The organism is Streptomyces sp. NPDC049915, assembly GCF_040656475.1.
Classification (GTDB): Bacteria; Actinomycetota; Actinomycetes; order Streptomycetales; family Streptomycetaceae; genus Streptomyces.
Window position 1 is genome coordinate 37,787 of sequence record NZ_JBFAMH010000038.1, and the last position, 14,183, is coordinate 51,969.

General features: G+C 67.9%; 3 protein-coding genes and 1 pseudogene. All 4 read left to right on the plus strand.

Features of this window, described 5'->3' with window-relative positions; all coding sequences use genetic code 11:
- Window positions 1-256 precede the first annotated feature (256 nt).
- Window positions 257-5,779 (plus strand): DEAD/DEAH box helicase, encoded by a 5,523-nt coding sequence (locus AB0J12_RS36320; RefSeq protein ID WP_363268977.1) that lies wholly within the window; start codon window positions 257-259, stop codon window positions 5,777-5,779.
- Window positions 5,776-8,046 carry a hypothetical protein gene (locus tag AB0J12_RS36325; protein ID WP_363268978.1) on the plus strand — a complete coding sequence of 757 codons (2,271 nt, stop codon included), beginning with the start codon at window positions 5,776-5,778 and terminating at the stop codon, window positions 8,044-8,046. Before AB0J12_RS36320 ends, AB0J12_RS36325 begins: the two co-directional genes overlap by 4 nt.
- 8 nt (window positions 8,047-8,054) lie before the next feature.
- Window positions 8,055-13,850, plus strand: coding sequence for a hypothetical protein (locus AB0J12_RS36330; protein WP_363268979.1), 5,796 nt, complete (start codon window positions 8,055-8,057; stop codon window positions 13,848-13,850).
- A gap of 119 nt (window positions 13,851-13,969) precedes the next feature.
- Window positions 13,970-14,183, plus strand: a pseudogene (locus tag AB0J12_RS36335) (IS5/IS1182 family transposase); the annotation flags it as partial.

Here is a 14,183-nt window from a genome sequence, read left to right on the forward strand (position 1 = left end):
GAGCCGCCAGCGACTGGCCCAACTGGTCCGCAGCGCCGAGAGTCTCGGAGCCGTGAGGACGCGTCACGGAGTCGTTGAGGCATGTGCGACGGCCGATATCGGGGACGTGGAAGAGAGGGACCGGCGCAGGCCTGGGATGTTGCGAGCGGTGGTACTGGATGTCGAAGCAGCGGTCCGTGCCAGTGCCCAACATCCAGGTGGGGAGCGTCGGATCTACCAGGTCTGTGCAGTACGGCTGTCCGCCGATGCCGGATGGGTGGATGAGGCACCGGAATTTGAGGGCTGGCTGCGGCTGCCGGACCCGGACTGGGAGGCGCTGATCCGCGGTGCGGAGGCCTCGGCCCGGTACAAGCAAGAAGCCCGCGACGCCGACGATGTGTTGGGCGATTTCCGGGAGTGGCTCGGAGACGCAGACGCGCTGGTGGCGTTCAACGGCGCGGTCGCGGACTTCAGGTGGCTCGACGCAGAGTGCTCGCGGGCAGGGCTCCCGGCTGTCGATGGGGTGCTACGGATGGACGCACTTTATCTGGCGCAGGCGGTGTGGCCCTGGTTGGACTCCTATCGGCTGGGAGACGTGGCCGCATCCGCGGGAGTGGCAGTGCAGGCGGGGCGACTGCATGACGCTCTGGTGGATGCCCGGGTGGCCGCACTGGTGGTGAGGGCCGCGGCACTGGAGGCGATCGGCTGGTCTGATCCGTGGTGGCAGCTGGTGACATCCGTCGGCGCGGGATCCGCTGCGTGGGCGCTGGTGTCGTCGCTGACGGGCCGGAAGCCGGGCGGGGCCGTGGACGACGAGGGGATCGCGGAGTTGCTGGCGGAGGCGCTTCGTGAGTGGGGCGAGCCCGTCCGCTCGCTGGATGCGGAGAGTCCGGGTCTGGCTGCTCTCGTGCTTCCGGCTCAACTGCTGGGCTCTGACGGTCGAGTGGATCCGCATCGGCTCGCGCTAGCCGTCGCAGCTGGCAGGGAGGTTGAGTGGCGACCGGCGCAGCAGGAGATGGCGAGGTGGCTCGGCGGGCAGGTCGACGCCGGGCGGGACGGGTTGTGCGAGGCACCGACGGGGACGGGTAAGAGTCTGGCGGTGCTAGCGGTGGCTTTGGATTGGCTGGCGGCCGACCCGGGCCAGCGGGTGGTCGTTTCGACTTTCACCCGCCAGTTGCAGGGGCAGCTGGCGGGAGATGTGGTGGCCCTGGCGCGGGTGGTGCCCGGTTTGGAGTCGCTCTCCGACGTGGTCAAAGGCCAGCGCAACCGAGTGTCGTTGCGAGCCCTGGTGGCCACCCTGGTGGATGCAGCCGAGGCGGCCGGCGGAGGTCGGACTCGGCGGACTCGTTTCGTCGGCGACGTGGTTTTTCGTGAGGTGCTGGTCTGGTTCGTACGCCGTTTGGCGACCGCGCGAGGGCGGGAGCGGGTGTGGTTGGCGCGCAGCGTGGACGTTCAGGATCTGCCGGCGTTCGTGGTCGAGTATGTGCAGGCTGCGTCCGGCGGGGTGCTGCCCCTGTGGTTGGCGAGCGTATGCCAGGAGGCGGAGGACTACCGCCGTGGTTCGGATTCGCCGCTCGCTCCGTGGACGGACTCGGTGGGTGAGGCCGTCACGGGCCATCGACTGGTGATCGCGAACCATGCGTTGCTTCAGGTGCAGGCTGAGGCCTTCGACCGTTCGACCCTGCTGGTGACCGATGAGGCGCACGCGCTGGAGCAAGCGGTGACTGCGGCGTCGACGGCGCAGGTCGATATTCGCACGGTGGAGAACCTGTTCGCGGACGCAGAACGGTGGGTCCGGGATTTCCGGCGCACCGACGCCTCGGAGTTTTCGAGGGTGTTGCGGGAGGGGCAGCGGTTGCTGGAGACCGAGGCCATGCCGCGTGCGGCGCAAGGGGTGTTCGACGCGGTGGGTGGCGAACCGGGACGTCGGGTGGCGACGTTGGCGAGCCCATACGGAGGGCTGGTCCCGGTGGCTGGTGCCCGACAGCTATTGGGGCGCCTTGAGCGGCTGGGTGGCTGGGCTCAGGCGGCGGGCCGGGAGCTGGCTCGGCTGACGGGCCTGCCGGAGGTGCGGCAGGCGCCGTGGTGGGAACGTGAACGTGCCGCGCTGCTCTTGGCACGCGTGGGGCTGCTGGCGCAGGACGCCGCGACGGTGGTGGCAGATGCCCGCGATGTGTTGGGGGCATCTCCGGATCCGGTGAGGACTGCGGATGAGGCGGATGCGGATGACGGCGAGGACTCGGAGTGGGACGAGGAGCCGCCGGAGAGCGTGCAGGATCTGGTGGAGGAATCTGGGCAACAGGCTCTCCCCGGGCTTACGGCGGCGGTTGCGAACCGGGTGGTTTTCGCAAGCGAGGGCGGGGAGGTCACCGCCGCGGTAGCGGCACGCCGTTATCCCTTCTCTGTGTCTTCAGCGCCGATCGAGCTGAGTGCGGATCCGCAGTGGCGTCGGGTCCGTAACACCTTCGGCCGAATCCTGTATGTGTCGGCGACGCTTCGGGTCGCGGGGTCCTGGGACTTCGTCCGCCAGCGTCTGGGGTTGGGAAACGAGGTGGACGCGTGTGCGCTGCCGAGTCCGTTCGACGCCTCCCGACAGGCCCGGCTGCTGTGCTTCGCGGACTTTCCCAGCTGGGCCGAGCATCCACAGGCCGCCTACCGTACGCTCGCGCACCAGCTGGCGGGTTACGCGCGTGAGGTGGTCCGTGAACGGCAGGGGGGGTTCGAGCACGGCGCGCTGGTGCTGACGACGTCTACGGCAGCCGCGGAGGAGGTCTCGGAACGGCTGTTGGGCCAACTCGCCGTGGATGGAGCTTCATTGCCGGTGGCGGTGGCGCCGCTGCTGGGCAATGCGCGTGCAGCGAGGGAGTTCCGTGACCAGGGTGGCTTCTGCGTGGCCACGCGCGGGATGTGGCAGGGGGTCGATTTCCCGGCGCGTCGGTTGAGCTTGGTGTGGATCAACAAGCTGCCGTTCGCTCCCTTCGCTGACCCGGTGATCGCCGCTCGGCGCGCGGCGGCCGCGGAGCGGGCGAGGGCTGATGGGGCGACCGATCCGGAGGCGACTGCGACGCGTGAGTACTACCTGCCGCTGGCAGCGATAGATCTGCGCCAGGCGGTGGGTAGGCTTTTGCGCTCGGTGGATCACCGTGGCGTCGTCGTGATCAGCGACCGCAAACTCGCCGGTGCGACCGCGCTGCGCCGGTCTTACCGACAGGTCTTCCTGGAGTCGCTGGATCCGGGATTGCTCATGGCCGACCCATTCACAGGTGAGGCGGCTGGCGGGAATGTCGTGACCATGGCGCAGGGCTGGGAGACGATCTGGCGGTTTCTGGCCGAGCAGGGCCGTCTTGACGCGTCGCGTGCCGGTGAGCTGTGCACGCCACAGGCGCTGGAGGAGCACACAGTGCTGCCTGCCACCCTCAGGATCCGGCAGGCGCAGCTCAGCGTCCATGAGGTGGCGCGGGCCCGCGCGGACGGGATGCTTGCAGCGATGCTGGTTGAGCGGTGCGAGGCGGTCGCTGGATACCTGCGATTCAGGAACGGTCCGCTGGCGTTGAAACCCGAGCAGCGGGCCGTGGTCCGTGCGGTGGGCGAAAACCGAGACGTGCTCGCACTGCTGCCCACGGGGTTCGGGAAGTCATACACCTTCCAGTTGCCGGCTTTGGTACTCCCGGGGGTGACCCTGGTGGTCTCGCCGTTGGTGGCTTTGATGGCCGACCAGGCGCTGGAGCTGTCGTCCGCGGTCGGGGGAGCGGTGCGTGCGCTGGTCGGTCCCATGGCTGAGTCGAACAGCCGCGGCGGAAAGACCGAGGTCGCCGAACAGCTCCGCGGTACCCGCCAGCACGGCATCAAGTTGGTGTACGTGTCCCCGGAACGCCTCGCGGACCGCCGTTTCGCAGATCTGCTGCGAGAGGCCGCGCGCACTGGAGTGTTGGAACGGGTCGCGGTGGACGAGGCGCACACGTTCGTGCAGTGGGGTGACGACTTCCGTCCGAGCTTCCGCCGGGTGGAGGTCCTGCTCGGGGAATTGAGGGAGCGGTTCGGGGTGCGGGTGACGGCGGTGACTGCGACAGCGAACCGTCAGGTGCGAGCCGGGCTTCGGAATGGTCTGTTCGGTTTGGATCACGGTGCGGCGGACGACGGAACTCTGGTGACGGTGCAGGCGTCGCCGCTCCGTCCGGAGCTGGCGCTTTACCGGCGGGCGATGCGGACTGGCGGCCCGCAGGCAATCGCCGGGCTTGCCGAGCGGGTCGCTGAGGCCTGCCAGGACCATGCGATCTTCTACTGCCTGACGGTGAAAGAGGTCGAGGCGCTCTACGCACACCTGCGTGAGTTCGCGGCCCAGGGCGGTCAGCGCGTGCGGCGTTTCCACGGTCGGCTGCCGGAGGCGGAGAAGGCTGCGGTGCTGGCGGAGTTTCGGGAGGCTCCGGGCCGCAATGAGGAAGGATTCGCGCCGCTGCTGATCGTCGCGACGAGCGCGTTCGGCCTTGGCGTGAACCGCCGGGACATCCGCTGCGTGTTCGTGGTGTCGCCGCCCACAGACCTGTCAGCCCTCTACCAGCAACTCGGCCGCGCGGGCCGGGACCAGGCAGGGCGGGCGCAGAGCGAAGTCGATGCGCCGTCGGCCGGTTTGGCACTGGGCACGGGCCGGGGGCTGCGGACCGTGGCCTGGCTGGCGGCGCAGGGCCTCTCACCCGACGTCCTGCGCCGGCTGGGCCACGCGGTACTGAGAGCGGGTGCGTCGGGGATCCTTGATGCGGAGAGGATCGCAGCCGACTGCATGGCCGCCGATCTCCAGGAGGGGCGGCTCCCCGCTCAACAGGCACAGCAGGCCGCGGCGTGGGACACGTACCGCACCTCTGTGGTGCGGGCGCTGGCCGTTCTGGCCTCGCTGGACACGCTCACAGACTTGGGGGACTTCCCCGAGCGTGTACGGATCACGCCAATACCCGGCGCCAGGCTGCCCTCCGACCTTGAATGGGGCCCGGCAGCAGCCGTCATCAGCGTCCTCGCCGAGCGGAGGCCAGGAACCCATCAGGTGACCGACGTGTACGCGCTCCTTCGGGACAGCGGCACGGGACCGGCAGTGCATGACCCCGCTGCCGCATGGACCATGCTGGCCGCTCTGCACGACTTGGGCGTGGTCGATGTCTCTCAGGCTGGCAATCGGCGCACCCTGACCGCGGTGCGGGTGACCGACGGCGCGTCCTTGCCGGACGCCTTCGACGCCCGTATGCGTGCCGCCCGAGAACGCGCCCGCCAGGACTTGGCCGACTTGCGCGACTGGTACGCCGCCACCGACTGCGCGACCGCTGCGTTCAACGACTACTTCACCGAGACTCGGCTCAGTCAGGACGGACACGTGTGCGCGACCCAGGCGACTCGTTGCTCGGCCTGCTGGGCCATCGACGTGTCGGCAGAGACGACACCGCGGCTGCTGCAAGCCCTGAACACTCCGCGGCCACGCCCGACGGTGCTCCGCGACAGCGAGCGTTACCAACGTGCGACCGACCAGTGGGTCTACGCCTTGCTGTGGGACAACTACCATGGGCTGGCACCGGCGATGATCCGCCGGGTGCTGCGCGGCGAAGAGACCTACCTGTCCCGTCGGGACGGCGTCCGCAGGCCGCTGTGGCCGCGCCTGCTGTACCACCGCTTGCGCGGCGTGGATCCCGGGATCCGTTCCACCGACGTGACCGCAGCGCTGCAGCGCCTCAACGCAGAAGGCCATGTGCTGCCCATCGAGGACGGGGCTTTGTGGCGGCTGCGACGATACGCCGAACGCCCCTGGCAGGAGGCATGAGCGTGCCGCCCCTGATGGACTCACCCGCGTGGGCACCCTTCGACGACGAGCCGCTGTTCGTGCCGGAACTACTGCTCGGCGCGGATCAGGTGGATGCTGCGGTCGCGGATCGAATAGGCCGCTATCTGAGGCAGGTCACGGTCGCACGCGGCGGAGTTTTGCATCTCGCCTGTGCCTGGAACGCCCTGCACTTTGGCTTCGACCTCGCTCTCGGCGCCTACCACTCGGCGCTGCTGGACCCCGAGCACTTCCATGCGGTCTGCCCCGCCGCGGATTCGGCCCGGGCTGCTATACCGGTCGGAGCGTTCATCCGCATCGAGCGCGGTACACGCTGGCTGTGGGCGGAGGCCGTGGGCAAGTTCGGCACATCCCAGGACTGTGACGACGACGGCTGGATCCCTGCCGCACGGTCAGGCGACCGTACTGCCTCCCTTCGTCCGGACGGCCTCTGGGGGCGCGAGGAGACCTTGGTCGTGGACCCCCGCTCGTTCGGCCCGCCCTCCGCGGTCGAAGTCAAGGAGACCGCCAGACTGCGACGGTCTGGACTCCTGGACGCGCGCGGGCACATCACGTCGACTGCTCTGTACGCCACGCCAGATCGTCCCCTACTCGACGACGCGGCCTTCTACCAGCAGTTTCTGCTCACCGAAGCGTGTCCCCTGCTGGCCACCGGTCCGCTCGCTGGCCTATTGGACGACCCTCACGACACTGACCTGCTGGCCCAGGCTCTGGCCGCGAGCTTCGACACCGTCGGCGAGCTGCTCCGCCGCTCGCCCAGCATGCGCACATGGGGGCCGTACGCCATCGCCGAAACCGACACTCTCCGTTTGCCGGATTCCGCGATTGACGAAGTCGTGCACCGGGTCCAGCGGGCTCACACCAGCTCGCCGCGCTACACCGCAACCTGGCCTCTGCTGTGCGCCGCCTGTGACGCGGCCGGAGTGCTGGATCTCACCGAGGGGCCGAACGCGCTGGCCTCCCTATCGATCGTCAACCTCGCGATCGCCGACCGCGCGACCGAGCCGACGGCGCAGGTCGACATGCGTATCGACGACCTGTGGCAGCAGGGCGGCATCTGGCGCACCCAGCACCTCCCGCTTCCCTGGTATGCCCACGGCGCCGACCCGTTGGCGCCGCTGGGGATCGGCCACCGCGAACACAACGGTTCCCTCCCGGTCACACCACCGTCCCCGCACGAAGCCCCAGTCCAGCAAGAGCCTGCCAGAGAGTCCTTCGCCTCGCCGGAAGGCGTCGAGACTCCGCCCCTGGCGGAGGAGACCGGACCCGACGAACCCACCCTGGTCATCGAGCACCTCGACGACAGTCTCGCCGTCTACACCTGCTGCCTGCTGCCGGGTCACATCGACGACGGCACGCTCCCGCTGCCGGCGTCTATCCGCGAAGGCTTGGCCAGCAGCCCCGTTGTCCTCGAACTCCATCACGACAGTGACATTCATGGCCCTGAAGCTCCGGGGGAACTAGTCCTCAAGGAAACGGTGTTGACCGGTGTCAACTGGCCATGGTCGTTCTACCCTGGCATCAAACTGACCGTCACTTTGCCGCGCGGCGGCCTCCGTCTGCACGCTGTCACGACCCTGCTGGACGAACCGCTCTACTTCGGCAATAACGGTCCGTTCTCCTGGGACTGCGACACCGCCGTACTGCAGCGCTACCTCGGCCTCACACCGCCCGAGCCGGAACGGCAGCCCCCGGCCCCCCGGCCGACGGCACGCGCCGGCTACGCCCCAGCGGTCGGCAGCCTGTGCTCTCTCATCGTCGCCGGGCTCCGTCGGCACGGCGCACCAGGTATGTTCGACGTCCGCTCGATGCAGGGGCACCGGCTCAGTGCGGCGCTGTTCGGCCCCGGCCCCGTGTCGCCCCGGCTGCTGTGGACGGTGATTCACACCTGTGAGGACATGGCTGCCCGAGGGCTCCTGGAACGCGAGAGTGTCACGGGCGAACCGGACTTGTTCATCTGGTGGCCCGGTGACAAAGCGCCCGTAACACGGAAACGTCCGGACAGAGTCGAAGGGCAGGTGCTGCGAAATCATGTAAAAGCGCACTACGTACCACCTGATCGCCGTAAGCTTCCCCCGGGTCAGCAAGCAAGTGATCATGCCCGGGCCGCCTATGCGCGATGGCGTATCGAGATGCTCGGGCCCGAAGCCGACACGACCCTGCCTCAGGGCTACACCTTTGTCCGCGGCCACCGTCGCGGCGCTGAACAGCTCCCTGCCTGGCACGACGACTTGACCGGATGCTCTTGAGGTTCACCATGACGCGACACACATCGAACACACCTCAGCTACCCGAGCCCCCGACCGACCTGGCCGAAGAACTTCGCCAGGCCATCGAGCATCTGGGCAATCCCGTCGGAGACGTGCTCGCCGCACTCGACGCCACGGTCCTGCTCCAGTTGTTGCAGCGCGTCCGCAACCGTGTCCGCGTCGCAATGCTGCAGAACTTGCGAGTGCCGTCCGCCAGGCTCAGTTTGCGGGCCGCCGAACAGTGTCTGGCCACACTGCGCAAGCGCAACGCCGACATACAGCTTCGCGCGGCGGGCACGATCTCCCAGCCCACGCTCAGAGCGCTTGCCGACGCCATTCACGACCACGAGTGGCACGGCGACGACCAGCACCTTGGCGATGCTGTCTCCGCGTTCTCCGAGTCTCGCCCAGAACTGATGCTGGCCGCCTTTTCCGATCCCCTCTTCTCGCCCGGACATACCGCCCTCTTGCGCCACGCCCTGCAACGGTTCCCCATGCCAGCGTGGCCCAAGGAGGACGTGCAGAACGCCATCGACGCGTGCTCCGCCTTGGAGACTGCCTGGCTTCTGCTCATGCCGCCCACCCAGAACGCTCACAGCGTAGAGGCTGTGTCGCCGCCTGCCGAGGAGGCAAGGCTCACGCCTGGACTGTCGTCGAAGGGACGGCCTCCGGAGCCCGTCAATTGGAGCAGCCGGGCCGAGGACCTGGATTCGCTGCTCGTCTCAGCGCGGTCCGCCGCCGAGCACATCACCGCACACCTTGCCTCGGAACAGGCGCCCGCCCATGACGACATCGTCACGCTCACTTCTCTGCGGACAGCCGCGCTGGCCCTGCATGAAGATCTCACCACTCGGGCCTCAGTGGCCGTACCGCCGGACCCCGCCGATATCCGGGCATTGTGTGCCGCCGCAAATGCTGCCGCGGCCAAGCATTCCGAGCAGGCCCGGAATCGTGCGGCGATGCTGCGTGTAGCCGCACTCCAGGGTCCCTCAGGCAACACGCCCCTGGAGTCTGTCCGGGAGCAGGCACTGCGTCTACTCGACGCCCCTGCGGCCGATACGGAGCATCTGCGGCTGCTCGTCGCGCTGGCCGACGCCCACACCAGCGACGACGACTCCACCATCGACGATCTTCTCGCCCTCCTCAAGGACACACCACAGGACGTCACCAGCGTCGCCGCGCTGATCCTGCGAGGGAAGGTGACCGCGCCCGCCGCCCTGGAGAGCGACATGCCGGAGTCGACAGCCGTCCCACTGACTCCTCAGGTGTCTCTTTCGTCCGCGGCTCCCGCCCCCGAACCTGCAACGGGCAAGTCTTCCGACGAGCCACCCGATCCTGCGACCGCTCCAAAGCCCGCAGCTGTTCCCCCAGCCTTGCCCGCCGGACACACTGCGCCCCCGGAGCAGGAGCCGACGCACAGCGAAGAGGCAGAAGAACTTCCACCGTCCGTCCCGCAGCCTGCGCCAGCCGTGACTGTTCCAGCCGACACAGCTCTTATCACGCGACTGATCTCCGCAGGTGAACTCGCGCTGGCGGCCCACGCAGCAAACGCCATCGGCCGGCCTCCCCTCCAACAGGCGCTGGAGACCCTTCAACTGGCGCACTGCGTCCGTTCGGAGACAGGTCCGTGCGCTGGCGCCGTACGCGAGCGCATCGACATGGAGAGCAGCCACTCAAGCGCGACCGGTCAGGACGAGCGCATGCTGCTGCTAGCCGCCGCCCTGCGAGCCGCACTCCTCACCGCCGACCCCAACGCCGGTGAGCTGGTAAACGCTCTCGCTGACGCCTGCTCCGGCATGGCGCACCTTCAGCAGCTGTGCCGCGCGGTAGGAACCGCCTCCGCACGCGGCCAGCTCACCGCAGCAGGAGGCCTCAACGTTCTCGAAAGCGTGACAGGGGCCGACACCGAGGTCAGTCGCGCCTCGGAAGACGCCCGCCTGCACCTCGCCACACCACGGCACCTGCACTTCGCCCGCGCGGAGGCAATCGTCCGCGCCTGGTGGGACACCGACGGCCTGATCGGCTCACTGGTCGCTACGGCGGCTGGCGACCGGCGCGACCGCGCAGACCAGGTCGCCGCCCACGTGCGTGGGCTCACCTCCGCCGCACTGAACAAGGCCCTCAGGGATATCGATAACCGGCTCCGCGGCAAAGGCGCTGTACTGCAGGGAGCCGCCCGTCGCCGCATCCTTCAGTACGCGGCGGAGTCACTCGACATTGTCAGCACCTGGCTGCTGGCCACCCGCACTGCGGCCCGCAGCCCCGCGCTGAACAGCGTTCTCGCCAATCTACGGAACGATGTCCGCGCCCAGGCGGAAGGCGCGTGCACTGAGCTGCGCGCGCACGCCGACACCGTCTCCCAGCCCCTCAGTACCGCCATCACCGAGACGGTCCTCGAAAGTGTCCGGACCACGATCCAGCTGCTGGATGGCGCCACACTGCCCGGGGCGGAACCGGCGCCGGACCATGTGCTCAACGCGGACCTGCTGCGCTGCTCGGGGCTCCCGCTGACCAGGACGCTGGAACCGGTGCGTCCGGTGACCCTGGACGACATCGTGCGCGCCCAGACCCGCACCTGGGCGCAGGCAGCGCGCGAACAGGCGACCGTGGGTAACTTCGCGGCGGCACGTGTCGCGGTGGAGGCAGCCGAGAGCGAGTCCGAAGAGGATGACAACTCTCTTCGAGATGCCGTCGAGCAGTCCCGCGGCCATGCGCTGACTGCGGCGCGCGCCGCGATCGACGAGGCCCGGGGCAAAGTGGCGACTGCCACCCGGCAAGGCCGGCTACCCGAACCAGGTCGCTCAGACATCACCACGCGGGTCGAGGCCGCCGAAGCCGACCTGGCCGGCGACGACTTCAGTGCCGTGGACCGGCAGCTCGATGCGGTCGCTGAGCTCATGCCCAAGCTGGCTGACCTGGCCAGAGCCGACCTCATGCAACGTGCCAAGGCCGAGATCAACAACGCGCCGGGCGACGTCCCCGATGACGTCATGACGAAGATCACGCAGCTCGTCGATGCAGGAGACCTTGCAACGGCAGAGGACTACCTGCTCACCGCGCTTGCCGGGGAACACCCGCCCACCTCGGCTCCTGAGAACGACCTTGAACAGTTCTTTCCGTCAGTGCCCGACAACCTCCCCGAAGGCATCACACCGGAGCTAATCGAGGCCGTCGACAGCGGCGGTACGCACGCCGACCTGGACTTCTCTCAACTCCGCACCCGCGAGCGCAATACAACCACCGAGACCCTGCGTTCCTGGGCCCAGCTCCTCAGGAACTGGCGCACCCTCAAGAACGGCAATCACCTGCTTCGCGGCGCTCTACGTATTGCGGGCATCGAGTACGGCAGCGAGCGCCCGGCCGGCTCGTACGCCCCTAACCGGAAGTGGATCGAACTCGCCGACGTCCAACTGCTGGGCGGATGCCGACTGCCGGCCTTCGGTTCCGAGGCGAGCAGCCGACTGCGCGTGCTCCTAACACCCGACGTGTCGGATGTGACGGCCCTGACGGCGTGGGCGGACCAGGACACCAGCACTCTGCCCGTGCTCGTCGTTGTCCTGGGCACGCTGCCTGCGGCCTCCCGGCGTGAGCTCGCGCTGCAGACGGCCAAACAGCCCATGAAGCCCTTGCTGTGTCTTGACGCGGCAGCCCTGGCCTACTTGGCATCCAAGGCCAGCAACCGATTCACCACCACGGAGCGCATTCTCGCGCCGTTCGCCGCGACCAACCCCTATCGTCCTGACGCGAATGAGTCCGTCCCGAGCGAGATGTTCTACGGGCGTCAGCAAGAGCTCAACGACATCACCTCCATGACAGGTGCCCAGTTGCTGTACGGAGGCCGTCAACTCGGCAAGTCGGCACTTCTGCGCGCCGCCGCACGCCGCTTCGAGACGACGCCGGGGCACGTCGCTCTCTATATCCCGCTCCCCACCACCCTCGGGCTCGGCCAGAAGACCGACGAGCTATGGGACATGATCGGCCGTGAACTCGATCGAAAAGACATCGTCCCAGGTCGGCAGGCCCGGCGCGGTACCGCGCAACAGCGCGTCACAGCAGCCATCACCACCTGGCTCGACGACGACTCAACTCGCCGTCTGCTTGTGCTGTTCGACGAGTGCGACATCTTCTTCGACGCAGAAGCCCAGGAGAGCTTCCCGCAGACGACACGCCTGCGTGAACTCATGAGCACCACCAACCGTAGGTTCAAGCCCGTTTTCGCTGGACTCCACCAGGTGCAGCGCTTCTCCGGCCTGCCCAACCAACCCCTCTACGACGCCCACTTCGGCAAGCCCGTCGTCATCGGGCCGTTGGCACCGGCACCGGCCTTTCGGCTCATCCGCCAGCCCCTGGAAGCTCTGGGGATCCGAATCCCTGACGAGCTTGTCCACCGGATCCTCGCCTACTGCAACTACCATCCCAAGTTGCTGCAGCTCGCGGGGCAGGCGCTCGTGCAGGCGTCCCTCAACACCCGCGTCGGCACTCCGCCCGCTCCCGGCACACCGCCGTGGCATATCGACAACGTCGTCCTTGAACGCGTCATAGGCTCGCAGGATCTCACCGACCGGACACGTAACACCATCAATCTGACCCTCGAACTGGATCCCCGCTACAAGCTCATTGCGCTCATCGTGGCCCTCGAAGCCCACGCAAACGGCGTCGACCGCCGGATGACCACCCGGGCGCTGAGCAGGGCGTGCGACGACTGGTGGCCACAGGGGTTCACCGGCCAAGCCCCGGACGAATTCCGCGCCTTGCTGGAAGAGATGACGGGCTTGGGCATCCTGGCCGGCGACCCGCAGGGCTGGAGGCTGCGCTCCTCCAATGTGCTTCGACTTCTCGGCAACCAGCATGCTATCGAGGAGGCACTGGAGAACCACGACACCTCGAAGCCGTTGACCAAGCTCACCGCCGCCCAGGCGCGGCGACCCATCACCGCCGACAACCGCATCAGCCCGCTCACCGAGCAGCAACTCGCCCGCCTCACCACCCTGGGAAACGAGCTGCGGATCATCATCGGCAGCGCGGCCACCGGCCTGGACACCGTTACCGCCGTCTTGGAGGACCAGCAGAACAGGGCCCCTTCCAAACTGGAGCCCATCGTCTCCTCCACATCACCATCCCACTACAAGGACCTGCTCAGCACGGGCAAGCCCGGTCCCTTGCACCGCATCGTGGTGGTGAAGCTCAGCCGTTTCAACGATGTTGACAAGGCCAGGGCGAGCCTCCGACAGGCAGAGACGATCCAGCCGCCCCCAGGTGTCACCCGTACCGTCGTCGCCCTCGCCGACGCCTGTGAGGACGAACATCTCGCCCTCGCTGCGGAATTCGATCCCGACAACGCCCTGATCCCATTGCGTCGAGTCACGCTCGAAGGAATCAGCAGTTGGGCCACCGACGTCGAAGCGCTCGCGCCCTTCGCCGAGACAGACGCCCGTAACCGACTCATGGATGCCACCGGGGGCTGGCCGATCCTCCTGGAGGCAGCACTCGTGCAGGCCCGTCAGGGCCGCAGCGTTCTCACGATCTGCAAGAACATCCATCAGGAAGTCACCTCCGGAGCACTTGGATCCTCCCTCCTCGCTGGCCTCGGGCTCACCACACCCCCCGATATGCACACTCTCCTGACCGACCTGTCCGCTCTCGATGAGCCCTTGCCATGGGACGATCTGGTGGAACTCCTTCAGGACTCCCACCCGGCACCGCAACAGGCCCTGGAAAAGTTGCGAATGCTCGACGTTCTCGCCCAGGACGAAAAGCAGCTCCACCTGCTGGACCCGATTGTCCGCCGAGCCTGGTTGCCCTAGTCACACGGACAGGGGTACTCACCTGTGTAACTGGCTCTAACAAAAGCGAGTTGATCATGTGACTGTTGGCCTGGCGGGTCGTTGATGGGGGCACGGGGAAGCGTCAGTCGCGGCGGTGGATCGTGTCGGACGAACTGTGGTCGCTGATCGAGCCGTTGCTGCCAAAACCACCGCCCAAGCTGGTGGGGGGACGACTGCGGGTGCCCAACCGGCAGGCCTTGTGCGGCATCCTGGGCGGCGCCTGGCGGCCTGGAACGAGGCCGGCGTCTGGGACCAGCTGCACCAGCTGCTGCTGAACAAGCTGCGCTCGAAGAACCAGCTGGACTGGTCGCG

What these genes read in the sequence shown, in the direction of transcription:
- AB0J12_RS36330 (WP_363268979.1), top strand. Translation starts at nt 8,055, where the DNA reads ATGACGCGACACACATCGAACACACCTCAGCTACCCGAGCCCCCGACC.
- AB0J12_RS36325 (WP_363268978.1), top strand. Translation starts at nt 5,776, where the DNA reads ATGAGCGTGCCGCCCCTGATGGACTCACCCGCGTGGGCACCCTTCGAC.